Genomic DNA, 23,464 nt, shown 5'->3' with positions numbered 1-23,464 from the left:
AAAAAGGACTATAGGTTGCCTTTATTAACCTAAATACATTATATAAGGAGAAACGAATTATGAGTAATAATCCATATAATCTATTAGAAGAAGTGAAAATAGTTGAACTAACAACATACGTAGCAGCACCTTCAGCTGGACGTATATTAGCCGATTGGGGTGCTGATATAGTTAAGGTAGAAGCTGTACCAAAAGGAGATACGACACGTTATGCGGTTCCTTTACCTGGAATGAAATATATTACGTACGATGTTCATAACGCCAATAAAAAAAGTATTGCCTTGGACTTGAAGACTACTGAAGGTAAGGAAGTAATGGATAAATTATTGGCAGATGCGGATGTTTTTCTAACTAATAATCGTGGCCGTGCTCTTGAAAAGTTGGGATTAGATTATGATACTCTTCATGACAAATATCCTAGACTTATCCATGCACATATGACTGGATTTGGAGAAACAGGATCAATGGCAAATGACCCGGGGTTTGATAATGTTTGCTTCTGGGCATTAGGAGGAGCAATGATTGCTTCTATGGAAAAAGATACAGCTCCTGTAATTCCTCCAAGTTCATTTGGAGATAATTCTACTGCTAGTACTATGGCTGCTGCAATATGTGCTGCATTGTACAAGCAAAAATGTAGTGGAGAAGGCAGTAAAATTGTTGTATCGCTTTATGGACAAGCTATTTACAATATGCTAGAGCCTATACTTTCTATTCAGTGCAGTGATTTAGACAAATATCCAAAAAGTCGTCTTGAGAATACTCCTTTAAATAACACCTATAAGTGTAAGGATGATAAGTGGATAATGGTATGCTGTCATGAGTATGAACGCTATTTCCCATATTTCATGAGGATTATAGGCAGAGAAGAGCTAATTGAAAATCCAGAATATAATACATTTGCTAAGGGAAATGAAAACTGTAGAGAAATTGTTCAAATTATTAGTGAAGGCTTCTTAAAATTCACTCGAGATGAATTAGATGCAATTTTAAGAGAGAATGATATACCTCATTCCATAGTATGTAATGTTTATGAAATATTAGAATCTCAACAAGCAAAGGATAATTTGTACTTGTCCAAGTTTACTCAGCCTAATGGTGATCAATATATAGAGAGTGCTACACCTGCGAAATTTGGCGGCGTTACACTTCCACCGAGAAATCGTGCTCCATTCTTAGGTGAGCAATCTTCAAAGATTTTAGCTGAACTTGGATATAGCGAAGTACAGATTCAAGAAATGATATCAAAAGGCATTCTAATTGAGAAGCATCTACATGCTGATCAAGAAAAATAATTCTAGTAAGTTGACTGTACTTATCGAGCAAGGAGGATAAAATGGATTTATTGAATGTTACTCTTTCAGATGTGTTGAAAAAAAATGCAGAAGATTATCCTGATGACATAGCCTATATTTTTGATGATGTCAGCTATAGCTGGAAGCAAGTGGATGAAATTACCGACATCATAGCAGCAACGATGATAAAAAAAAATATTAAAAAAGGTACACATGTGGGGGTTTGGAGCATTAATTCTATCCAACAGATTTGTATCATATATGCAGCAATGAAGATCGGTGCAGTTACAGCTATTTTTAACTATTCATATAAGCATTTAGAAATGAAAAGTATTTTATCCTATGCTGATGCTGAATATTTATTCTATGGAGAATCTACAGGCTCTATTGACTATTTGGAAGTTATTAATAAAGTCAAGAAGGATCTTCCTAAGTTAAAAGACTATTTTAGTATCATAAGTATATTTGATGAAGCCTTTGAATTGCAGAAATCCAATGATTCCATAGGATTACAAGCTATGGAAGAACTTAATAAAGTCAAGGGATTGGTTGCAACTGACGATACAGCTTGTATGCTTTTTACTTCTGGGAGCACACATCTACCTAAAGGTGTTTTACTATCTTACTATAGCATACTTAATGATGCGAGAATACTATCAGATTTAATGCGATGGAATAAAAATAAAGATATTATGCTGATTGGTATGCCAATATTCCACTGCTCAGGTATGACATGTGGATTATTATTGGGATTAATGGTTGCAATGCCTACAATAATAATGCGTAAATATAAACCAGACCAAGCTATGAAATTCATAGAGAAGTATTGTGTTACAGCATTTAATGTGGTTCCTTCTATGTTAATGCTTCTAGTTAAGAATCCAAGCTTTGGCAGTTATGATATTTCATCATGGAATTCTGGTATTTTAGCAGGTTCAGGCATAGTGGGTGAGAAATATCGTGAGTTAGTTTCGAAGGTAAATATTCCTCATTTACAAATAGGATATGGTCAGACTGAAACATCACCTTTAATTACTTTGTCAGACTATGATGATGATACTATGTTAAAATCAGAAACCGTAGGTAAGGCAATTCCTAATATGGAAATACGTATTTGGGACAATGAAGCCAATTGTGAGTGCGATGTAAATGTTAAAGGGGAAATCCAGGCAAGAGGCTTTTGTGTAATGAAGGGGTATTATGATATGCAACAAAAGAACCTGGAAAAGTATACTCATGACGGTTGGCTTAAAACTGATGATGTTGGGTATCGTGATAAGAATGATTATTTTTACTTTTGCGGACGCATGAGTGATATGATCGTTCGAGGTGGAGAAAACATCTCTCCAAGTGAAATCGAATGCGTTATAGAGCATTATAGCGAGGATATTCTTAATGCTAAAGTTATAGGAGTAGATGTAGATACTGCTGTTCAGGAAGAGATTACTGCGTTAGTAGTAATGAAACCAGGTAAAAAAATTGATGCTGATGGATTAAAAGACTTTGTTAAACATCATCTTGCTAGCTATAAAACACCGAATTTTGTTTTTCAACTAGATAAGTTTCCGATGAACAGTACAGGAAAAATTGATCTTGTATCTATCAAAAAGTTGGCAAAACATAAGATAATGGGAATGTTAGAGCTATCAAAATGATGAGAAGGAATGACTGGATCTATGTCAATATAGTAGATATATACCAACCGTATTTGATACTTTTAAGAAAGGATTATAGGTTGCCTTTATTAACCTAAATACATCATATTATGAAGGAACTTCTGAGGTTTAGAAAATAGTGCTTTCTTCATGGTTAGGAGTAAAGTAGATGAATACTTCTTATTATTTAGGCGTGGACATTGGTTCAGCATCATCTAAAGCTGTATTAATGAATAAAAATCGAGAAATCATTCACACAAGTGTGGTGCAATTAGGAACGGGAACTAGTGGGCCCAAAAAAGTAATTGATGAGTTGTTTTCGACAACAGATTTATCTGTTGAGCAAGTCAGCTATACGGTGGCTACTGGATATGGCAGGTATTCGCTTGAATATGCAGATAAACAATTTAGTGAAATAAGTTGTCATGCCAAGGGGATTAATTTTGTCTTCAAAAATGTAAGAACGGTTTTAGATATTGGAGGGCAAGATGTTAAAGCCATTTCTATTGATGAAAAAGGGAAAGTACTAAGTTTCTATATGAATGATAAGTGTGCAGCTGGCACGGGAAGATTTTTAGAAGTCATGGCACGTATACTGGAAACACCTATTGATGAATTGGATGCTTTAGATGAATTATCACAAAATCCAGCAACTGTAAGTAGTACATGCACTGTATTTGCAGAATCTGAGGTAATTTCATTATTATCCAAAGATACTAGACGAGAAGATATTGCTAGAGGTGTACACAATTCTATTGTTAATCGTGCACTTGGCTTATTATATCGTACCAGTATGGAAAAGGATTTTTCACTGACTGGCGGTGTAGCACAAAATCAAGGTGTAGTTCGTGCTTTGGAAAGAGCTTTAAAACAAAAAGTTTACGTAGCCAAAACTCCTCAGCTAATTGGTGCAATTGGTGCAGCACTCTTTGCTGTTGAGTTTGGACAAGAAAGGAGTAGGATATGAGTATTATCAATGAAAGTATGACTTCAAAAGAAATGCTGGATATATTGGTAGCTAAAAATATGGAGGATGCAAGAAAAGCTAAGGAACGAGGTGATTTAGTTTGTTGGTCCAGTTCCATTGCTCCCTGTGAATTTTGTGAGGCTATGGGAATCTATACCGTTTATCCTGAAAATCATGTTGTAGGAATTGCAGCACGTAAAGGAGCGCCAGAATTATTGGAATATGCAGAGCGAAAAGGATACTCCAATGATATATGTGGTTATGCTAGAGCAAATTTAGCCTATATGGATGTACAGCAATGTATATCAGAAGAACTGCCGTTACCAGACTTAGTTTTACTATGTAACAACATCTGTGAAACTCTATTAAAGTGGTATGAAAATATTGCATATGAATTGAATATACCTTTGCTTATTGTTGATGTCCCATATAATCATGATAAAGAAATTACAGAAGAGAATATAAAATATGTTGAAGCACAATTTCATGACATCATTCATCAATTAGAAGTAATTTGCAATAAGCCTTTTGATGAAAAAAAATTTCAAGAAGTCATGAAGATATCTGCACAGAACGCAAAAGACTGGTATGATGCTACTATGCTTTGTTCAGCTCGTCCTTCGCCTTTAAGTGGTTTTGATATGTTTAATTATATGGCGTTAATTGTCTGTATGAGGGGAAAAGCAGAATGTGGAATGACATTCAGAAAATTAAAGGAAGAACTAGAAGAAAAGATTTCAAGGGGCGAGTGTGGATTAAAGGGTGCAGATGAAAAATATAGAATCATGTGGGATGGAATAGCATGTTGGCCATATTTATCTCATACGTACAAAGTTCTAAAGCAACATGGAGTCAACATGACTGGTTCAACGTATCCTTCGGCTTGGGCATTGGAGTATACGCCGGGAAATCTTTTTGAAATGGCAAGGGCTTATACAGGCATGGGAAATAATCTATCCTTAGATGGTCAAATTAATCTTCGAAAAAGTATTATTAAAGAAACTCAATGTGACGGTGTAATTATGCATATGAATCGTAGCTGTAAAATGTGTGATTTTCTTCAATATGAAGTGGGAAAAGAATTGAGAGATAGTTTGAATATTCCTATTACGACTTTTGATGGAGACCAGGCTGATCCAAGAAATTATTCTAAGGCACAATATGAAACACGCATCGAAGCTTTAGTAGAAATGATGAGTCAAAAGGTTCCCTCCAGAAATAGTTCTGGAGATTAAAAAGAAAGGAGAATGAAATGGAAATAAATCAAATTATTAATTATCTTATAGAAATTGCTGATTCACCAGACAAAGCTGTTAAACTATCCTGTGAAAAAAATCATAAAAATGCAGTAGGTTGGGTTGCACCTTATGCGCCAGAGGAAATAATCTATGCTGCAAATTGTATACCTGTGGGACTATGGGGAGGAGAGGTTGAACTTAGAAAAGCTAGAACTTACCTTCCAGCATTTGCTTGCTCAATAATGCAGTCTATAATGGAATATGAAACCAGAGGTACTTACGATATATTAAAAGCAGTTTTAATTCCTGCAGTGTGTGATACTCTAAAGTGCTTTGGACAGAAGTGGAAGGGAGCTTGCCCGGCTATTCCCTTTGTTTACCCACAAAATAGACGAGTACAAAGTGCAGAATTATTTTTAGAAAATGAATACAGATTGATCATTAAAAAATTAGAAGATATTTTAAATGTAGATATTACAGAGGAAGCATTAAGAGAAAGCATAATTCTTTACAATGATTATCGAGCAGCTATGCGTGAGTTTACAGAAATTGCTGCTATGCATACAACTACTATTTCCCCTACGGTGCGTCATCAAATTATCAAAGCATCCTATTTTATGGACAAGAAAGAGTATCTATGCTATATTAAGAAGTTAAATGAGAAGCTTCGACTACAGCCAGCAGAGCATTCTAAAAACAAACGAGTTGTTGTTTCTGGAATTATGCTAGAGCCTAAAGGCATTCTCAGCCATTTTGAAGCGTTAGGAATTGATGTAGTTGGAGATGATTTAGCACAAGAATCTAGACAGTTTAGGACAGATGTACCTTTTGCAGGAGATGCTCTAAAAAGCTTGGCAAGGCAATGGATAAACCATAATGCTTGTTCTTTGGCTTTTGATCCATATAAGCAACGTATTCAGCATTTAGTTGACTTAGCTCATCATTCCAAAGCGGATGGAGTCGTATTAGCATTAATGAAGTTTTGCGATCCTGAGGAATATGATGTACCAATTATCATGTCAAGGATGAAGGAAGAGAATATTCCTCTATTAGTAATTGAGGTTGGCCAGCAAGCAACAGCCTTTGAGCAAATTAATACAAGACTTCAAGGCTTTATAGAAAGTATGGATTATTAATAAATTATTGTATTATTTAAAACTTTTTCAATGTAAACAAAGTAGCAATTACAATAATTTATCTTCTGAAGAAGGAATGGAAGTGATGTACCATTAACTTCAGCTCTCCATTCCGCTCTTCAGAAATTTCTATACATACTGTAGAGATGATAAGAAAATTTGGATATTAAGAATTATTTGCAAATTCATCATATAATAATAAAGATTAGTGTCAGATAATCTTTTCTTATACTAATCTTTATTATTATATTGCTTTAACATTAAACATTGTGGTGGTATTATTAAACTATGAGTATAAGCGTCTAACTTTGTTAATTTTGTAACTTTTGTTTTTTGAAAGGGAGAGAATCAATGAAAAACAACTTTATTACAAACGAAGATATGATAAAATGCATAGATGAGAGCAATGATGGGATAATGATTAGTGATGCAGAGGGAAGAATTTTATACGTAAATGCAAGCTATTTAGTTATGACCAAATTAGATAAATCTATTTTAGGCCATAATATTGATGAATACGTATCAAAGGGAATTATTACTCAATCTAGTTGTTTATCCTGTATTAAATACCGACGTACATATACTCATATACATCATGAAAAAAATGGGGTAGAGATTATTACTGTTTCAAGACCTATTTATTCAGAAAATGGTGAATTAAAGTATACAGTTACCAATGTTAGGGATATTTCTAGTTATGTTAATTTAAATCAAAAATTAACGGAAGTAAACAAAAAATTTACTCCTTCGTCACATGATATAGAATGTGGCGATCAAGAAATTATAGCTAATTCTCCAGAAATGATGCAGGTTATCAATTTGGCTAAAACAGTAAGCAAAGTAGATGCAAGTGTATTAATTTTAGGTGAGACTGGAGTTGGTAAGGACGTTATTGCTAGCTATATTCATAAAAAAAGTCCAAGAGCCAATAATCGTTTTATTACATTAAATTGCGGAGCAATACCTGGTGAACTTATGGAGTCTGAGCTATTTGGTTACACACCAGGAAGTTTTACAGGAGGATTAAAAGAAGGAAAGAAAGGAATTCTTCATTATGCACAAAACGGAACTCTCTTTTTAGATGAGATTGGTGAACTACCTCAATATTTGCAGGTAAAGCTTTTGCGAGTTTTAGAGAACAGAGTATATTCACCTATAGGTAGTGTAGAAGAGATTCCTATTGATACTCGAATTATTGCAGCAACAAATCAAAATATTAAAGAACAAATTCTGAGGAATAAGTTTAGAGAAGATTTATATTATAGATTAAGTGTTGTGACTATTAATATTCCGCCTTTACGAGAGAGACAAGCTGATATTATTCCCTTAGCTGTACATTTCTTAAAGCGATATACAAGTAAATATGGAATTGCAAAAAAGCTAGAAGTAGATACACTAATTCAATTACAGCAGTATGATTGGCCGGGAAATGTTCGTGAGTTAAAGAATATGATAGAAAAAATGGTGATATTGAGTCAAGGAAATACTTTGGATTTCCCTTCTAGTAATAATGTGAATAGAGAAGAGATGTCAAAGTACAAATTGAAGGAATATATGGAACACACAGAAAAAGAATATCTATGTAATGTGAAAGATTTATTTTCAAGTACAAGACAAATGGCAGAAGCCATTGGAGTTGATCATTCAACAGTAGTTCGTAAATTTAAGAAGTATAACTTATAAGACAAGGGTAAGACAAGGGGACGTTTCTGATCTGACCCCAAAAAGTTGGACATTTTGAATTAAGCTACTGATAAGGATTGAGCTCTATATTGGATAGGGCTTAATCCTTTTAGTTTGGTCTTTATTCTGTATTTATTATACCACTCTATGTAATCTATTAGTTCTCTCTTAAAGTGATCTGTATCATCAAATTTTTGAAGATATAGTAATTCTGATTTTAACAAACCAAAAAAGTTTTCAATTACTGAATTGTCCAAACAGTTTCCTTTTCTGGACATACTTTGCTTTATTCCTAGTTGTTTTAATCGATAACTGTATCTTTTGTGTCTGTATTGCCACCCTTGATCTGAGTGAAATGTTAAACCTTCTAAGTTTTTATGCTTTTCAAATGCAATATCAAGCATCTCCATTACTTGCCCGAAGTGTGGTCTACTTGTAATAGAATAACTAATGATCTCTCCGTTAAACAAATCTAGTATTGGTGATAGGTATAATTTTTCCCCGAATAGTGAGAACTCTGTTATGTCTGTAACCCACTTTTGATTAGGTTTTTCTGCTGAGAAATCTCTCTTCAATAGGTTTGGTGCTGCTTCTCCTACTTCACCTTTATAGGATTTATATTTTTTCATTCTCACTTGGCATATGATATTTAGTTCTTTCATAAGTTTTTGTACAGTTTTGTGATTAATTACAAAGCCAAAGCTATTTAGGGACATAGTTATTCTTCTATAGCCGTATCTACCTTTACTGCTATCATATATTTCTTTTATCTTTTCTTTAATTTTTTCATATTTATCTGGTATGTCGAATCTTTTTATATGGTAGTAAAATGTTGACCTTTTTAATCCTGCAACTTCTAGCAGGGTATTTAGATCGTGTTCATGCCTTAAAGAGTTTACTACCTGTGCTTTTTCTTTGTTTTTAAGCTCATTTTTTCTTCCTTTAAGGCTATAGATTTTTTTAAGTAGGCAACCTCTGCTTTAAGCTTTTTAATTTCTAATATTAATTTATCTTCTGTAGCCTTATCTAAGGAGTCCATATTTATTTCATTTTTATCTTTTTTCATACCTTGTTTTTGTGATCTTCCACGTCTTTCAGTTAAAAGACCAACTTCTCCTTCCTCATTATATATGCGTTCCCAATTTTGAACAGTAGTTGTACCTGGTATTCCAAACAGGGCAGATACCTGGTCTAGGGATAGATGGTTATTATGCATATATTTTACTACTTCTATTTTAAATTCACCAGTATATTTTCTAGGATTCATAGAAAAGCTAGCTTCTCCATGAATATCATAGCTATTCCACCATCTTGCAATGGTAGATTTAGAAATACCTAGTTCTTTTGAAACAGCTCTTATTGAATAATTTTCGTTTTGAATTAATCTGATAGCTTTAATTTTATCTTTTTTATTATATTTGCTCATTTAAAAATGCACCTCCAAAAGTTAATTTTATTGTCTAACTTTTGGGGTGCACTTCACAAATGTCCCCTTGTCTTTTTTTATTTTATTTGTAACTTTTTCATCTTTTTCTCGAATATATATTGGAGGGGATGAAATGGAAATAAAAATACAAAATCTTAGTAAAAAATATAAAAATGTAAGGGCTTTAAATAATGTAGACCTAACTATTAATACTCCTGCTATGATTGGACTTGTAGGTCCAAATGGAGCTGGAAAGAGCACTCTTATGAAAATCTTAGTGGGACAACTTATAGCTACAGAAGGAAATGTTGTAATAGATGGAGCTCCACTAAATAAAAGAGAAAAATATTTGAAGGAAAGACTTGGATACTTACCTCAGGACTTTGGCTTATATGAAGAATTAAAGGTGGAAGAATATTTAGATTACATGGCTTCATTAAAAGGAATAAAAGAAAATAAGAAGGAAGAAATTGAAAGAGTCCTAGTAATGACTAATTTAAAGGAAATGAAAAAGCTTAAGATAAAAACTCTTTCTGGAGGACAAAAGCAAAGAGTTGGAATTGCCCAGGCAATGCTAAATAATCCTGAGCTACTTATAGTTGATGAGCCAACTGTAGGACTTGACCCTGAAGAAAGAATTAAATTTAGAAATCTTTTTTCTGAGGACTCAATTAATAAAATAGTCATATTATCTACACATATTATTGAGGATGTGGAATCCATATGCAATTTAATTATCGTTATAAATAAAGGCAGAATACTCTTTACTGGAGAGCCTAGCGCATTAGTTAAAAAAGCTATAGGCCATGTGGGGACTATAGAGATTTCAAATAATGATAAAGAGAAATTTTTAGAAAGGGAACTGCAAGGAGAGTTTAAGATTACCTCTACAGTCATAACTCCTAATGGCACTAAATATAGAGTTGTATCTAAAAATCTACATTCATCCTTTGAAGAAATAGTTCCTTCATTAGAAGATGCGTATATTTACTGCATGTTGGAGGAGGATGAATATGTCCTTGCTTAAAAACGAAATCAAATTCATGCTAAAGTCTAAGGGAATGATACTTTTAATTATTGTAGCTTGCATTATCATGACTATAGGTATCAATTCATTAAATATGTCCAATGATTTTGATTTGTTTTATATAAAAAGGTCTTCTTCAACTATTTCCTTTGGGTCAGCTAAGTTTGGAGCTTCAATATGTTCTCTGTTATTTGGTTTGTTTACTGTATTGACATTGGATAAAGATAAAAGGAAAAGAAGTAAAGCTATTATTGAGTCAAATCAGAGCTATTATAAATTAATGGTTATTCGCATTCTGTCCATAGTTTTTTATGAGCTTTTAGTTACCTTACTTGGAATGATAGTTGTTATGGCTATGCAGAAGTTTACATATGGCATTCCAATTAATATTTCTTATTATCTATTTAATTATTTTGTAGTATTTTTTCCATCACTTTTATTTTCCACATTAATAATAAGTGGGTTATACCTTTTAACAGATAGCTTAGATATAAGCTTTATAACCTTGGGAGTATTTTTTGCTAAGAGTTTGACTTCTAACAACTACTTATTTACTTGGGTACAGACTAACATAGATATTATATCTGATTTTGCAGGAATACAGCCTGTAGGAAATACGATTCTTTATAATAGAATATTATGGTTCTTTGCTTGTATATCAATATTTTGTATAGGATTGTTGTTTAAAAGAAGATATGAGCTTAATATAGGAAACTCATTTTTAGTTAATATAAAAAACAGAGGCTTGGTACTATTAGTTATAGCTGCTATTCTGGGAAGTGGCTTCACTTACATAAAAGAACCATATACTATGGAGCTGGTCGGGAATTTTGATACAGTTATTGATGAAAAAGTTTGTTTAACTGGCCTTATCCCTAAAATCGTTTTTAACAATGAAAAAGGAGAAATGAATGGTGAAGTCATATACAATTTCATAAATAAAGGCTCTGACCTAATAAAGTTTAACACTAATGAAGGTTTAAAAATCGATTCTATAAAAGCTAATGGAAAAGAAATGGAATATACAGCAGATAAATATGAAAATATTATTGAAATACCTATACCTAATACAGAGAAAGTAGAAATAAGCATTTCCTATGGAGGAAAAATTAAGTCTGATAAGAATGGTGTAGGCAGAGGTATGCCAGGATATATTTCTAAAGACAGTATTTATTTGCTTGAAAACTCCAATTGGATTTTCAGACCTTTAGTTAAAGATGGAGATTCCATAAGGATTTCTGGATATTATTCTGCACCAGATTATTTAACTATGGTGGTACCAGGAATACTTACAGATGTAGAGACAATAGACGGTATGAAAAAGTGGATGTTTGAGTACGAGTCCCATACATCAGATATTGGAGCATTTGCAGGTAAATATAAAAAATCTCAGATTGCTTTTGAAAATATGAATGTAGAATTTTATTATTCTCCTAGGCATGAAGAATATGTGGAAAACATGAAGATAGAAGAGCATATAAAAGACATAATGAAATATTATACTGAAAATATTGGACAGTATTATTCAGATATATATCCTTTAAAGATTGCAGAAGTTGCTTTATATAAGCGAGGAGGACATTCATCGGAAAATGTTATAACTATTTCTGAAAATATGTTGAATCGGGATAAGAGTATGTATTCATTAATAGAAAGTGAAAACATTCAATATATGGGTCTGAGCATGGATGTACTTATGACTGATATAAGTATTATTGCTCACGAAATGGCACATCAATGGTGGGGAACAGGAGTTGATGTAGTAGAAGATAGTCCTTGGTCATGTGAAGGGCTTGCCCAGTATTCTTCTTATAAATATATACAAAGTAAATTCGGAGACATGGAATCTAAAGTGTTTCTAAGCAGATGGGAAAGTCGTGTAAGAGAGCTAAAAAATTATTATTATATAAACAATAGTGAAATGCTGGATAAAGTAAACGAGAAATATAGAAGATCATTAGAAATGGAAAAGCTCCAGAGCGAGTTATATTATTTAATGCCTATAAAACTATTAAGAGCGGAAGAAGCTTTAGGAGAAGAGGAATTTTTAAAAGGATTAGGAAAAGTTTATAATAGTTACTTGCTAAGAAACTTAACCTTCGATGAATTCCTAAAGGAAATGAATATTTCAGAGGAGGCTATGGAAATTGAATAATATTACTTTGTTAAAATATGAAATTAGAAGGGTTATTATATCAAAAAAGTATTTTTACATGATTCTTCTAATTATGGGAATGACCTATGATTTCTTAACTAGGTTAGTAACAGGAGGATATTATGGTACTGCTCCATTTTCAGAATGGACCTATACTTTTTTTATTCAATTAATTTTACCCGCAGTAATAAGTGTTATCATATTTATGATGACAAATATTTTTGATGAAAAGGAGCTGAGGGCAAGGAAGATATTATTCTCAGCTCCAATATCTCAAAGCAGATACTATATGTTGAAAATCCTTACAATAGCTATTACCTTTGTACTGACAGCATTAGTTCCTATTGTTATGAGCTTTATATATTATAAGGGCTTGTTTAATTATGTTGGCTTTGCTAGCTTTACAAAGTTTATATTATGGTTTTTTATTCCTGCTTTCATATTTTTTCTAGGATTGAGTATGATTCTAGGAAAAATTAGTATAAAATTTTTATATGGATTGATTCCTGTTGCATTTTTATTGGGTACTATTGATACATCAAATATTCTTCCAGATTGGTTAGACATTTTTGGGACCCATTATTTCAGGATATGTACATTTACAGAACTTTTAGGGAGAACGATGGAATCTGTACCATTTAATCTATCAAGCTCCTTTATACATACTAGACTTGTATTTGTACTTTTAGGAGTTGTATTTTTAACCTATACATGTGTGAGAACAGTAAAAGAATAATGGATCTTTTTATATAGCAAGATTATAGAAAAACATAGTCCAGCTAAGAAATGTCAATAGTGAAATAGAAAACAATCCATATCTTTGCTGGACTAAAAAAGGAGGTGGAAAGGTGGATGAACAGTTACAGCTATTAAAAGATGGAAATGAAGAGATATTTGAAGAATTCATCCTTATGCATAGAAAAGAAGCTGTTAATTTTGCATTGAATATACTTAAGGATTATTATTTAGCAGAGGATATTGTACAAGATAGCTTTGCTACATTTTACGTATATAGAGAAAGGCTAAAAAGCTACAGCACATTGAAATCTTATTTATTTTCTATAATACATAATAAGTCTGTAGACTATATCAGAAAAAACAATAAAAGCATTTATAGCAATTATGATGTTGCTTCCACTATTTCTCCTGAGGAAATTGTTATAAATAAAGAAAAGAAAGAGAAATTTATGAAAAGCTTTAGTAAATTAAATGAAGAACAAAAAAATGTACTCTATTTATATGCATTTCAGCAAATGTCCTATAAGGAGATTGCAGAGGTATTGGGAATAAGCCTAGCCAAGGTGAAAGTCACTATTTTTAGAGCAAGAAAGGAATTAAAGGCTTCATATGCTGAAAAGTAAAGTTAAAGGGAGGTATAACCTATGATATCTGATGAAAATAGCCGTCAGTATTTAAGTGAAGTATGGAGAAAGGTGAAGATACAGGAATATGACCGATACCAATTAGAAAAAGCAAAAGCAAATAAGAAGCTTTTAAGAAGCATAGAAATAAAATTATCCTGCCTAATATTTGGAAGCCTAGCTCTTATGAGCTTAATATTGTATTTTGTATTAGGACTTAGTATGAGGTGGTTAATTGCATGTGTATCAGCGTTTTTATTTGGTGTTCAGATATATGAATATTTAAGCTTTGTCGAAGCTAAAAGGAGGATTTATCTTGAAAATTGAGATTAGAGAATTGACAAAGGACTATAGCTCTTGTAGAGCCTTAGATAATATAAGTATTACCTTTGATGAAGGAATTCATGGTCTTTTAGGACCTAATGGAGCAGGAAAGACGACCTTTATTAGAATCTTATCTACATTATTACCTAAGACATCTGGAGAAGTCTATTATAATAATATAAAAGTAGAGAATAAAAAAGAAATACGAAGGATAGTAGGATATCTTCCACAGGAATTTTCCTTTTACCCTAATTTCACAGTTTATGAAACCTTAGATTATTTTGCTTCTCTTTCTAATATAAATCTAAGTAAAAAGGTTGCACTAAATAGACTAGAAATAGTAAATCTTCAAGATTTGTGGAAGGTAAAGACGAAGGCTCTTTCAGGGGGAATGAAAAGGAGGCTTGGTATTGCTGTAGCAATAGTGGGAGATCCAGAAGTATTAATTGTAGATGAGCCTACAGCAGGTCTTGATCCTGAGGAAAGAATAAGAGTGAGGAACATGCTTTCTCAATTTGGAAAGACAAAAACTGTGCTATTATCTACTCATATCGTTGAAGATATTGCTTTAAGCTGCAAAAGTCTATCCATTCTTAATAAAGGAAGGCTTGTTTATAATGGTACAGTAAAAGATGTAATTAAAAATGCAGAAGGATATGTGTGGGATTTGACTGTGGATTTCGAGAAATATGAACAATATATGGACAAGTATAATGTTATCTCATCCATAGTAGATGGCAATAAAGTTTCCTTAAGACTATTATCAAAGGAAAAACCTTCAATAAATGCATTTGCTGCTTCTCCAACCTTAGAGGACGCATATATGAGACTAATAAAGGAGGTATAGATATAGATGTTTAGAAAGATATTTATAAAAGAAGTTAAAGAACAGCTTAAAAGCTTGAGTATATTGATTTTAATAGTATCTATATTTCTATTTTATTATACTCAATTTATATGTGATATGAAAGTTGACGGTATAAAGCCTGCACCTCCTAGAGTCAATTATAGTAATGAGAATACTTCTGGAGAAGAACAGAGCTATAATAGCGCCACCCTAGAAGAACTTATAGAGTATACTTATAAAAGCATGAAGGCCGATTATGAGCTGGAAAGCATTTTAAGGATTAAAGGAATAAATATGTCCTATGAAAAGATAAATGAAGAACAAAGACAAATTTTAGCCATGGCAATAGAAGAAATGGAAAAGACAAATTTTCAATTTAACCAAGAATATGATGCTTTTATAGAAAAAGTCGACAAAGCCTTAGGAGGAAATACTATATATAGTGAAGAAAATAATTTTTCGTCTTTCATGCGTACTAGGACTAGCAATGAAGATATGGAGCTTTACAACACTATTCTTAAAGAAGATAAAGTAACTGGTGCCTATGGAAGAATTTTTGCTGACTATATAGGAATTAGTATAGGATTTTTTACTGTATTTGTAACTGCTTTTACTCTTACAAAGGACAAGAGATATAATTCAAATGAGCTTATATATACTACCAGTGTTTCATCCTATAAATATATACTAGGTAAATATTTAGCCAATATACTGGTGACATCATTAATAGTATTTATAGTAGCAGGCCACGCAACATGGCAGTTTCATGACTTTTCAATGTTGACAGGAGATAACATTTCCTATACTGCTTTCTTTAAATATTCTATATTATGGATTATTCCTACTATTATGTTTATAACTTCTCTGAGCTATGTGCTTCAGCTTATATTTGATAATGGAATAGTGCCTATTATTGTTCAGTTTTTCTATTGGTTGCATAGTATGACTCCTTTAACACCACAAGGGGTTCAGCCTACAAAATATTTTATAAGGTTCAATAGAGTAATTCCTTACTCTCAATTTCAGCCCTTTATTAAGTATATATATTTAAACAGAATTTTGTTTACTGTATTTTCCTTAGTATTATTATTTGTAGCTATAAAGCTATGGGACAGAAAGAGAGGGGATATAAATAATGGATTTAGCTTTAGAAAAAAAGGTATTTTACAATAATGTAAAGATAGTTTCATTTAATATTGTAGCTTTAGCTTTAGTGTACATAGGGGCTATTTATTTAATGATAGATAAAAGCGATTTGTCGGAAAATACAATGGCCTTTATTGGAGAACAGCTCCTATCTCCAATTGGAATAATTTTATTTGTTAGGATAGCATTGATTGAGCATGATTATGGAGTGAGTGAAATAACATATTCAAAAATATATTCATATTGGAGGATTATTCTCTATAGAATAATCATTGCCTCAATACAATTATTTTTATTATTATCCATTGCATTTATCACTTTGAAGCTTTCAGGAGGAGATTTTAATGTAATTAATATTTTATTTGGAAGCTTTGTAACATCTTTTTACTTAGGAGTCATTGGAATGATATTAGGATATATGACTGAAGAAATATCTGTTGGTGTTTTAATGCCATTCATTTATTATTTCTTTGAAATGTTTTCGAAGGGTAAGATTACAAAAAGCTTCTATTTATTTGGAATGCTTGAAGGAAATTATATAGGTAAAATAGCTCTATTTTCTATGGCAATTACCCTCGTATTATTATTTCTTTCGACTATAAAAAAAGAAGCCTAAAAAATGAAGTGTTTATAGTAGCTTTGAATTCTATATACTAGATTTAAAAGATGCCACACTAGTTCATAGATTAAGTTTAGTTTTCTACAGCATAAAAGCATAAATTCTATATTGTTATATTATACAGAAATTATGCTCTCAATTTTATTAATTATGGTTTTTCAGTGAATTCTAATCAAGAAAAATTAATAGTTCGATATTCTTATAAAGTATCGTATGCTTGCAATTGGCATTCAAACTTAGCACGCAGCTTTAAATAATCCTCGTAAGTATCAATATCTATAACGACACCTTCATCTTCTACTTCAACATAATAAGCCTGATCCTCGTACTTTTTAAGCAAGGCTTTAAGTCCTCCTGATCCATCATATTTAACGATTTCTGAAAACAAGCAGGATGAGATTAGAGGAGGATGACCACGTCTTTTTGAAAAGGAAGGATATATAATACTCTTTTTACTTTGCTTGTAGCCCTCAACAAGGCTATCAACTGTTTCGTTTTTTACAAGAGGAATATCAGCAGGTAATAAAAAGAAGCCTTTTACATGAGAAGAAAGAGATTTTACTCCAGCAACAATTGATGAGTACATGCCTTCTTCATATCTTTCATTATATATCCACCTTACACCTTTATGCTCCAATATAGGTATCAATTTTTTAGCTTGAAAACCTACTACTACAATAATATTTTCAAAACCAGCTTCTTTAAATCCATCTATGGAATATTCTATGACTGTAGAATGGCCTAAGGGCAATAATGGCTTAAATAGTTTCATTCTTGACGAATAGCCTGCTGCTAATATGATAACTGCTAAATCTTTTTTTAAGTCCTTGTTTTCTACTACAATTTTATTCATTTAAATTACCTCCAATTTATTTATAGCTGAGGAATAAATATGGAGACCTCAGTCAGAGTGTACACTCTGACTGAGGTGGAGTTTAGTGTATATTAATTCTAATTATTTATTCATCTTTTTTACTATTTGAAATAGCTAAAGCTACGTTTTCAGGAGATAGTGGTAACCTATGGAAGTTAATTCCTAGTGCATCATAAAGAGCATTTCCTATTGCAGAAGGCACTGATATCATTGGATGTTCTCCTATGCCACGAGCACCATAAGGACCATCTACTTGAGCTGATTCAGGATTTTCTATATATATTGGTATGATCTCATCAGGAATATCCTTAGCTGTAGGTATCTTATTATCAGTAAATGAAGGATTAAGTAGCTTACCATTTGGACTGAATTTGTATCCTTCAACCAGTGCAGATCCTATTCCTTGGATAACACCTCCAAATACTTGACCATCAACTAATTTTTTATTTATACATTGTCCTATGTCAAAGGCAGAGGCAATTTTTATTACATGAACTTCTCCGGTTTCTACGTCTACTTCTACCTCTACACCATGAGCGCCAAAGGTCCATACTAGACCTGGTCTGCCTTGCCCTGTTTCAGGATGTGGATTTGTTAAACCGCTTGCCATATATATTCCATGAGAGATTACTGGTCCGCCTATACCGTTTCCATTTTCATAAGCATAACCCATTGCTAGCTTAGTGTATGGAATACGTCTATGGGTTTGATGTATGTGATAAATATACCCATCACCATGAGTTAACTCGTCTGGATGACATCTTAAGACTTGAGCGGCTACTTCTTTCATTTGGTTAACCATATTTCTTGCAGCTTTTCTAACAGCATTACCACCCATGAATGTGTATTTAGAAGCAACTGTATTCCAATCATATGGATGCTTGTCAGTATCGACATTCCATACTACTTCAACGTCTTCTATAGGTATACGTAGCTCTTCAGCCGCTACCTGTGCCATTATAGTATTAGCACCTTGCCCCATATCTACAGCGCCAATCATAACCTTTACATGTCCATCCTCATTCATTTGCATGATTGCAGAAGTAGAGGTATTGCTTGGCATAGCAGGAGCTTTTTGCAGCATTGCAAATCCTTTGCCGCGAATCTTACCAGTTTTTAATTCAGCTAGACGCTCTTCTTCTGATTTACGTCCTGTCCAACCTATTTCTTTTGCAACTGCGTCTAAGCAGGCCTTTGGACTTCCAGTAGTATCATATATCAATTCACCACTTATAGTAGTTGTTCCTGGATGAAGTAGATTTTTCATTCTGAAGTCGTATGGATCTATTCCTAATTTTTGTGCTATGATATCCATATGTCTTTCAACTGCCCAGTGAGTTTCTAGGTGACCAAATCCACGGTATGCAGTACTGAATACCTTGTTTGTATATAATGTACGAGAATGCAACTCTATATTAGGTATTACATATGGTCCTGCTCCAGAATAAACAGCTGTTTTACCAACGTTTACAGCATAGTCTGCATATGCACCACTATCCCAGTCATGATAAACTATCATAGATGTAATAGTACCATCTTTCTTAACTCCAGTTTTGAATCTACTTCTCATACCTGCACGAGTAGGCAGTAGGTTGAATTCTTCTTCACGAGTAGCTTTTAGTTTAACAGGACGGCCTTTAGCTGCTCTTGACAGAACTGTTACTAGTGGTTCAAGGTGAATACCAGCCTTACCTCCAAAGCCACCGCCGATATATGGTACAACAACATGGACATCGCTTTTAGATATACCTAGAGATTTAGCTAAAAGCTGACGTACTGCAAAGGGAGATTGTGCTGAAGACCATATTTTAACCTTATTTGAATATGGATCTGCTTGAGCAATAGTTACGTGAGTCTCCATAGGGACGTGTGCTACTGCTGGTACAGAAAATTCATCCTCAAATATAAAATCTGCTTCCTCAAATCCTTTATTTACGTCACCTTTCTTAGTTCTATTCCAGCTTGCTATATTTGTATGAGCTTTAGGGAAGAAAACGCCTTCCATATGCTCATAAGTATGAAGATTTTCGTGAAGTAATATTTTCCCTTCTAAGGATTCATCTATAGTATGGACAACAGGCAATTCTTTATATTCAACCTTGATTAGTGATATTGCACGTTCTGCGATTACTTCGTTTTCAGCAGCAACAGCTGCAACGATTTCACCTTGATATCTTACTCTTCTTCTTGCTATTACATTCTTGTCTACCATGTACAAGCCAACTAAATAAGGAGCATCATCTCCTGTAATAACTGCTTTAACTCCAGGAAGTGCCTTTGCTTCAGAAGTATCAATAGATACGATCTCAGCATGAGCATATGGAGAATGCAAGCACTTTGCATAAAGCATTCCCGGAAGCTCCATGTCATGTACATAGACTGCCTGACCTGTTACCTTTTCTTGTGCTTCTTTTCTATCATAAGGTTTACCAATATGCTTATATTGTTTATCGCTCATTATTTCAACTCCTCTCTTTCCCTTTTTGCCGCAGCTTTAACTGCATTGATAATTGGAACATATCCTGTGCAACGACAGAAGTTACCAGCAAGAGCTTCTTTAATTTCTTTTTCGCTTGGATCGGAATTTCTATCAAGTAGTTCACGTGCTGACATTAGCATTCCTGGTGTACAGAAACCACATTGAAGAGCATCGTACTTGATAAATTCTTGCTGAAGAATAGAAAGCTCATTACCTTCAGCTAAACCTTCAACTGTAAGTATGTTTGCATCTTCTGCTTCAATTGCTAATACAATACAAGAGTTTACAGTTTTTCCATTCATTATAATAGTACAAGCTCCACATTCACCTTCACCACAGCCTTCCTTAGTACCAAAAAGCTTTAGTTCATTGTGTAGAAATTGAAGCAAAGTCATTGTAGGGTCTACCATTTTGTGAACATCTTCACCGTTTACTACACAGTTTAGAGGCACAGGTGGCATACCTGATATAGTATACTCAAAGCAATTTCCATTATGTTTGTCGCACATACTAATTAACCCCCTTTTCAATAAGCTTTAACAATCCTTTTTTAGCAAGAATACCAGATATATGTAGACGGTATTCTGCTGAAGAACGGACATCTGAAATTGGGTTTATGTGATTAGCTACTTCCTTACTAAGCCAAGTAGCAGTTTCAGGTGTTAAGTCTTTTGTAACAAGAGCTTCTTCAAGCTTAGTAAGTCTTATTGGGGTAGGAGCCACTGCTGACATAGCTATAAAAACCTTTTTATCAGATGTTATACGCACTGATACGCCAGCTATACCTAAATCATGTCCCTTGATACGGGCTTGCTTATTATATGTGCTCATATCTCCTTCTTGAACATCTGGAAGTGACACACCTGTTACAATTTCATCTTTTTGAACAACCGTTTTCTTTACACCTGTGAAGAACTTATCAATATCTACTATACGCTCACCTTCTGGGCCAGCAATATGAACCTTAGCATTATATACTAAAAGAGGAGAAGATAAATCAGCACCTGGAGATGCATTGCAGATATTTCCTACTAAGGTTGCACGATTTCTCAATTGATATGAAGCTACACTATCTGCTGCTTGTCCTAAAGCTTCGTATTTTTCACGGACAATTTCTGATTGGCAAACTTCATTTACAGTAACTGCAGCTCCAATAAATAGTCCTTCACCTGGTTTGTATTCAATACGATTTAGTTCAGCAATACCTTTGATATCTAGAATATGATTGACTAACTCAATATTGCGGCGTAGGACTATCATTAAGTCAGTTCCTCCAGCAAAAACCTTAGTACCAGGATTGCTCTTTAAGTAATCTAATGCTTCTTCTAGAGTTTGTGGTTTAACATAATCAAATTTACTTAACATAGCTAACCTCCTTATTTTATTATTATTATTATATTCAATGCAAATGCATGAATTGATGGCTTTATAATGTATGAGAAATACATAGATTATTTTTTTATCTACTGATGCTGGATTTATAAGTGTTTTGTAAGATAAAGAAAAATACTTATAGAAATTTGCTTTCTTTGATAAATACCCCTTTATGCAAACATTATTCAATGGGAAGGGTATTTAGATTTAGATAATCTATAATTAGTTGAAATGATATAGATTTTTTCAATACAAATATTGGAAATCTATCCTTATAATAATTATATTAAATAAGCTAAGAATCTTATATATGAATAGTTTATAAATAAGGCACTGTCAGTATGTGATGTTTTACTAATATGAGAGAAATAAGTGAGCAGAACCAAACATTAAATATAATGTGTCATTAGCAATAAACGTATAGTAGCAAGTTATAGGTTTTTGAACAAGATTGTATGTATTAATATATAAATAGTCAAGGTTATTTATAATATGCTACTTTATAAAAAAATGTAGAATAAAATGAAAAATTTTTATACTATTATATAAACAGAAGATTTAGTTAAGATGTAAAACACTGTTAAAACTTTTAGGAGGTAACATTATGCTTGGACTTGTCTTAGAAGGAGGAGGGGCCAAGGGTTCTTATGAAATAGGAGCATGTATGGCTTTAAAGGAATTAGGTATAGAAATAGATGGGGTAGTAGGCACATCTATTGGTGCCATAAACGGAGCAATGATTGTACAGGGCGATCTAGAAAAAGCTTATGAGCTTTGGTATGATATAACTCCTTCAGATGTTCTTGATGTAAATGACAGGGATTTTAAAAAAATTATGAATATGGATATAAAAACTAAGGATGTTCCTAGGCTTGCAGGAAAGCTAATAAAAATCATTAAGAACAAAGGATTTGATACGCAAAATATAAGAAATCTCTTAGATGAAAATATAGATGAAAAAAAGCTTAGACAGTCTAATATGGATTTCGGAATAGTTACAGTATCATTGACAGACAAGAAGCCAATGGAGCTTTTCAAAGAAGACATCCCAGAAGGCAAGATAACAGATTATATAATGGCTAGCGCTTACCATCCTGCTTTTAAGCTTGAAAAGGTAGATGGAAAGCTATTCATAGATGGAAGCTTTTTTGATAATCTTCCTATAAAGCTTCTATATGAAAAGGGCTATAGAAATATTATTGCCATAAGGCTTTATGCAGTAGGAAGGGTAAGAAAGGTTAAGGAAAAGGATTTAGAGGTAACATATATAGAGCCTTCTGAAAAGCTGTGCCATACATTAGACTTTACCAATAGGGGTGCAAGAAGAAATCTCCAGCTTGGATACTATGACACTATAAAGATATTTAAAAATTTAAAAGGAAGAAAGTATTATTTGGAGCCCAAAAATGATGAGGAATTCTTTTTGAATTATCTTTTAGATATTGGTGAAAGAAAGGTGCTAAGAATAGGGAGCATTTTAGGAATAGAAAACATTCCCTATAGAAGGATGCTGCTGGAATTCATAATTCCCAGATTAATAGAGCTTTTAAAATTAGACAAGGATATAAGCTACGAGGATCTAGTCATTGCTTTAGTTGAGGAAATAGCTAAAAAATGCGAGCTTGAGAAATTTAAAATGTATAAATATGACGAATTTTATACTAGGGCAATAGATAACTATGAAATATTTAAACGAAAGCCAAGAAATAAAATACCAAAGTTTATAAAGCAAAATGAAATCTTATCAAAGGCTGCCAAAGAACCTATAATTGATGAAATAGTGTTTGAGATATTTAGATGAATTGTAATATGCTATAATAATATTAAAGTACAACTACACAAAGAGCGAGGAAAATAA

General features: G+C 32.9%; 21 protein-coding genes. 15 read left to right on the top strand and 6 right to left on the bottom strand.

Features of this window, described 5'->3' with window-relative positions; all coding sequences use genetic code 11:
- Positions 1-59 precede the first annotated feature (59 nt).
- The 6 genes from QO263_RS17885 to QO263_RS17860 all read left to right on the top strand — a co-directional run bounded on the left by QO263_RS17885 (position 60) and on the right by QO263_RS17860 (position 7,974).
- Positions 60-1,295, top strand: coding sequence for a CaiB/BaiF CoA transferase family protein (locus QO263_RS17885; RefSeq protein ID WP_285624431.1), 1,236 nt, complete (start codon positions 60-62; stop codon positions 1,293-1,295).
- A 41-nt stretch (positions 1,296-1,336) separates the two neighbouring features.
- A complete protein-coding gene (locus QO263_RS17880; protein WP_285624429.1) occupies positions 1,337-2,950 on the top strand; it encodes a class I adenylate-forming enzyme family protein in 1,614 nt (537 codons plus the stop codon).
- Positions 2,951-3,119: 169 nt separating this feature from the next.
- The gene (locus QO263_RS17875) at positions 3,120-3,917 is read left to right on the top strand and encodes an acyl-CoA dehydratase activase (RefSeq protein WP_285624427.1); all 798 of its coding nucleotides are present in this window, start codon (positions 3,120-3,122) and stop codon (positions 3,915-3,917) included.
- Positions 3,914-5,152, top strand: coding sequence for a 2-hydroxyacyl-CoA dehydratase subunit D (locus QO263_RS17870; protein ID WP_285624424.1), 1,239 nt, complete (start codon positions 3,914-3,916; stop codon positions 5,150-5,152). The genes QO263_RS17875 and QO263_RS17870 overlap by 4 nt, the downstream gene beginning before the upstream one ends.
- Positions 5,153-5,169: 17 nt before the next feature.
- A complete protein-coding gene (locus QO263_RS17865; RefSeq protein ID WP_285624422.1) occupies positions 5,170-6,291 on the top strand; it encodes a 2-hydroxyacyl-CoA dehydratase subunit D in 1,122 nt (373 codons plus the stop codon).
- Positions 6,292-6,642: 351 nt separating this feature from the next.
- Positions 6,643-7,974, top strand: coding sequence for a sigma-54 interaction domain-containing protein (locus QO263_RS17860; RefSeq protein ID WP_285624419.1), 1,332 nt, complete (start codon positions 6,643-6,645; stop codon positions 7,972-7,974).
- 59 nt (positions 7,975-8,033) lie between these two features.
- Here QO263_RS17860 and QO263_RS17855 read toward each other — a convergent pair whose 3' ends face one another.
- Both QO263_RS17855 and QO263_RS17850 read right to left on the bottom strand, forming a co-directional pair.
- Positions 8,034-8,930 (bottom strand): IS3 family transposase, encoded by an 897-nt coding sequence (locus tag QO263_RS17855; protein WP_285629346.1) that lies wholly within the window; start codon positions 8,928-8,930, stop codon positions 8,034-8,036.
- Positions 8,873-9,400 (bottom strand): helix-turn-helix domain-containing protein, encoded by a 528-nt coding sequence (locus QO263_RS17850; protein WP_285624417.1) that lies wholly within the window; start codon positions 9,398-9,400, stop codon positions 8,873-8,875. The genes QO263_RS17855 and QO263_RS17850 overlap by 58 nt, the downstream gene beginning before the upstream one ends.
- A 133-nt stretch (positions 9,401-9,533) precedes the next feature.
- On the opposite strand from QO263_RS17850, the gene QO263_RS17845 reads away from it, so the two are divergent.
- The 8 genes from QO263_RS17845 (at position 9,534) to QO263_RS17810 (ending at position 16,876) form a co-directional block, all read left to right on the top strand.
- Positions 9,534-10,427: an ABC transporter ATP-binding protein gene (locus QO263_RS17845; RefSeq protein WP_285624415.1), complete on the top strand. Its 894-nt coding sequence runs from the start codon at positions 9,534-9,536 to the stop codon at positions 10,425-10,427.
- Positions 10,414-12,582, top strand: a complete 2,169-nt coding sequence (locus QO263_RS17840; RefSeq protein ID WP_285624412.1) for a M1 family aminopeptidase — start codon at positions 10,414-10,416, stop codon at positions 12,580-12,582. The genes QO263_RS17845 and QO263_RS17840 overlap by 14 nt, the downstream gene beginning before the upstream one ends.
- Positions 12,575-13,318: a hypothetical protein gene (locus tag QO263_RS17835; RefSeq protein ID WP_285624410.1), complete on the top strand. Its 744-nt coding sequence runs from the start codon at positions 12,575-12,577 to the stop codon at positions 13,316-13,318. The genes QO263_RS17840 and QO263_RS17835 overlap by 8 nt, the downstream gene beginning before the upstream one ends.
- Positions 13,319-13,430: 112 nt before the next feature.
- Positions 13,431-13,943 (top strand): RNA polymerase sigma factor, encoded by a 513-nt coding sequence (locus tag QO263_RS17830; protein WP_285624408.1) that lies wholly within the window; start codon positions 13,431-13,433, stop codon positions 13,941-13,943.
- A 21-nt stretch (positions 13,944-13,964) separates the two neighbouring features.
- Positions 13,965-14,270 (top strand): hypothetical protein, encoded by a 306-nt coding sequence (locus tag QO263_RS17825; protein WP_285624405.1) that lies wholly within the window; start codon positions 13,965-13,967, stop codon positions 14,268-14,270.
- The gene (locus QO263_RS17820; RefSeq protein WP_285624402.1) at positions 14,260-15,114 is read left to right on the top strand and encodes an ABC transporter ATP-binding protein; all 855 of its coding nucleotides are present in this window, start codon (positions 14,260-14,262) and stop codon (positions 15,112-15,114) included. Before QO263_RS17825 ends, QO263_RS17820 begins: the two co-directional genes overlap by 11 nt.
- A 6-nt stretch (positions 15,115-15,120) precedes the next feature.
- A complete protein-coding gene (locus tag QO263_RS17815; protein ID WP_285624399.1) occupies positions 15,121-16,287 on the top strand; it encodes an ABC transporter permease in 1,167 nt (388 codons plus the stop codon).
- Positions 16,250-16,876 (top strand): hypothetical protein, encoded by a 627-nt coding sequence (locus QO263_RS17810; RefSeq protein WP_285624396.1) that lies wholly within the window; start codon positions 16,250-16,252, stop codon positions 16,874-16,876. The genes QO263_RS17815 and QO263_RS17810 overlap by 38 nt, the downstream gene beginning before the upstream one ends.
- A 202-nt stretch (positions 16,877-17,078) precedes the next feature.
- Here QO263_RS17810 and QO263_RS17805 read toward each other — a convergent pair whose 3' ends face one another.
- The 4 genes from QO263_RS17805 to QO263_RS17790 all read right to left on the bottom strand — a co-directional run bounded on the left by QO263_RS17805 (position 17,079) and on the right by QO263_RS17790 (position 21,597).
- The gene (locus QO263_RS17805) at positions 17,079-17,732 is read right to left on the bottom strand and encodes a nucleotidyltransferase family protein (protein WP_285624394.1); all 654 of its coding nucleotides are present in this window, start codon (positions 17,730-17,732) and stop codon (positions 17,079-17,081) included.
- A gap of 106 nt (positions 17,733-17,838) precedes the next feature.
- Entirely contained in the window at positions 17,839-20,211 is a 2,373-nt protein-coding gene (locus QO263_RS17800) for a xanthine dehydrogenase family protein molybdopterin-binding subunit (RefSeq protein WP_285624391.1), read from the bottom strand.
- Entirely contained in the window at positions 20,211-20,741 is a 531-nt protein-coding gene (locus QO263_RS17795; protein WP_285624389.1) for a (2Fe-2S)-binding protein, read from the bottom strand. Before QO263_RS17795 ends, QO263_RS17800 begins: the two co-directional genes overlap by 1 nt.
- A gap of 1 nt (position 20,742) precedes the next feature.
- Positions 20,743-21,597, bottom strand: a complete 855-nt coding sequence (locus QO263_RS17790) for an FAD binding domain-containing protein (RefSeq protein WP_285624386.1) — start codon at positions 21,595-21,597, stop codon at positions 20,743-20,745.
- A gap of 613 nt (positions 21,598-22,210) precedes the next feature.
- Between QO263_RS17790 and QO263_RS17785 the strand changes: the two genes are divergently transcribed.
- A complete protein-coding gene (locus tag QO263_RS17785) occupies positions 22,211-23,407 on the top strand; it encodes a patatin-like phospholipase family protein (protein WP_285624383.1) in 1,197 nt (398 codons plus the stop codon).
- Positions 23,408-23,464: the final 57 nt, after the last annotated feature.

Source organism: Proteiniborus sp. MB09-C3 (assembly GCF_030263895.1).
In the GTDB taxonomy this organism is placed as follows: domain Bacteria; phylum Bacillota; class Clostridia; order Tissierellales; family Proteiniboraceae; genus Proteiniborus.
Note: the sequence above shows the minus strand (reverse complement) of the source record. Positions and strands in the feature narration are given on the sequence as shown.

Bases quoted from the DNA above. Each gene is read 5' to 3' on its own strand.
- QO263_RS17885 (WP_285624431.1), top strand. From the start codon at position 60: ATGAGTAATAATCCATATAATCTATTAGAAGAAGTGAAAATAGTTGAA.
- QO263_RS17880 (WP_285624429.1), top strand. From the start codon at position 1,337: ATGGATTTATTGAATGTTACTCTTTCAGATGTGTTGAAAAAAAATGCA.
- QO263_RS17875 (WP_285624427.1), top strand. From the start codon at position 3,120: ATGAATACTTCTTATTATTTAGGCGTGGACATTGGTTCAGCATCATCT.
- QO263_RS17870 (WP_285624424.1), top strand. From the start codon at position 3,914: ATGAGTATTATCAATGAAAGTATGACTTCAAAAGAAATGCTGGATATA.
- QO263_RS17865 (WP_285624422.1), top strand. From the start codon at position 5,170: ATGGAAATAAATCAAATTATTAATTATCTTATAGAAATTGCTGATTCA.
- QO263_RS17860 (WP_285624419.1), top strand. From the start codon at position 6,643: ATGAAAAACAACTTTATTACAAACGAAGATATGATAAAATGCATAGAT.
- QO263_RS17850 (WP_285624417.1), bottom strand. From the start codon at position 9,400: ATGAGCAAATATAATAAAAAAGATAAAATTAAAGCTATCAGATTAATT.
- QO263_RS17845 (WP_285624415.1), top strand. From the start codon at position 9,534: ATGGAAATAAAAATACAAAATCTTAGTAAAAAATATAAAAATGTAAGG.
- QO263_RS17840 (WP_285624412.1), top strand. From the start codon at position 10,414: ATGTCCTTGCTTAAAAACGAAATCAAATTCATGCTAAAGTCTAAGGGA.
- QO263_RS17825 (WP_285624405.1), top strand. From the start codon at position 13,965: ATGATATCTGATGAAAATAGCCGTCAGTATTTAAGTGAAGTATGGAGA.
- QO263_RS17815 (WP_285624399.1), top strand. From the start codon at position 15,121: ATGTTTAGAAAGATATTTATAAAAGAAGTTAAAGAACAGCTTAAAAGC.
- QO263_RS17810 (WP_285624396.1), top strand. From the start codon at position 16,250: ATGGATTTAGCTTTAGAAAAAAAGGTATTTTACAATAATGTAAAGATA.
- QO263_RS17805 (WP_285624394.1), bottom strand. From the start codon at position 17,732: ATGAATAAAATTGTAGTAGAAAACAAGGACTTAAAAAAAGATTTAGCA.
- QO263_RS17800 (WP_285624391.1), bottom strand. From the start codon at position 20,211: ATGAGCGATAAACAATATAAGCATATTGGTAAACCTTATGATAGAAAA.
- QO263_RS17795 (WP_285624389.1), bottom strand. From the start codon at position 20,741: ATGTGCGACAAACATAATGGAAATTGCTTTGAGTATACTATATCAGGT.
- QO263_RS17790 (WP_285624386.1), bottom strand. From the start codon at position 21,597: ATGTTAAGTAAATTTGATTATGTTAAACCACAAACTCTAGAAGAAGCA.
- QO263_RS17785 (WP_285624383.1), top strand. From the start codon at position 22,211: ATGCTTGGACTTGTCTTAGAAGGAGGAGGGGCCAAGGGTTCTTATGAA.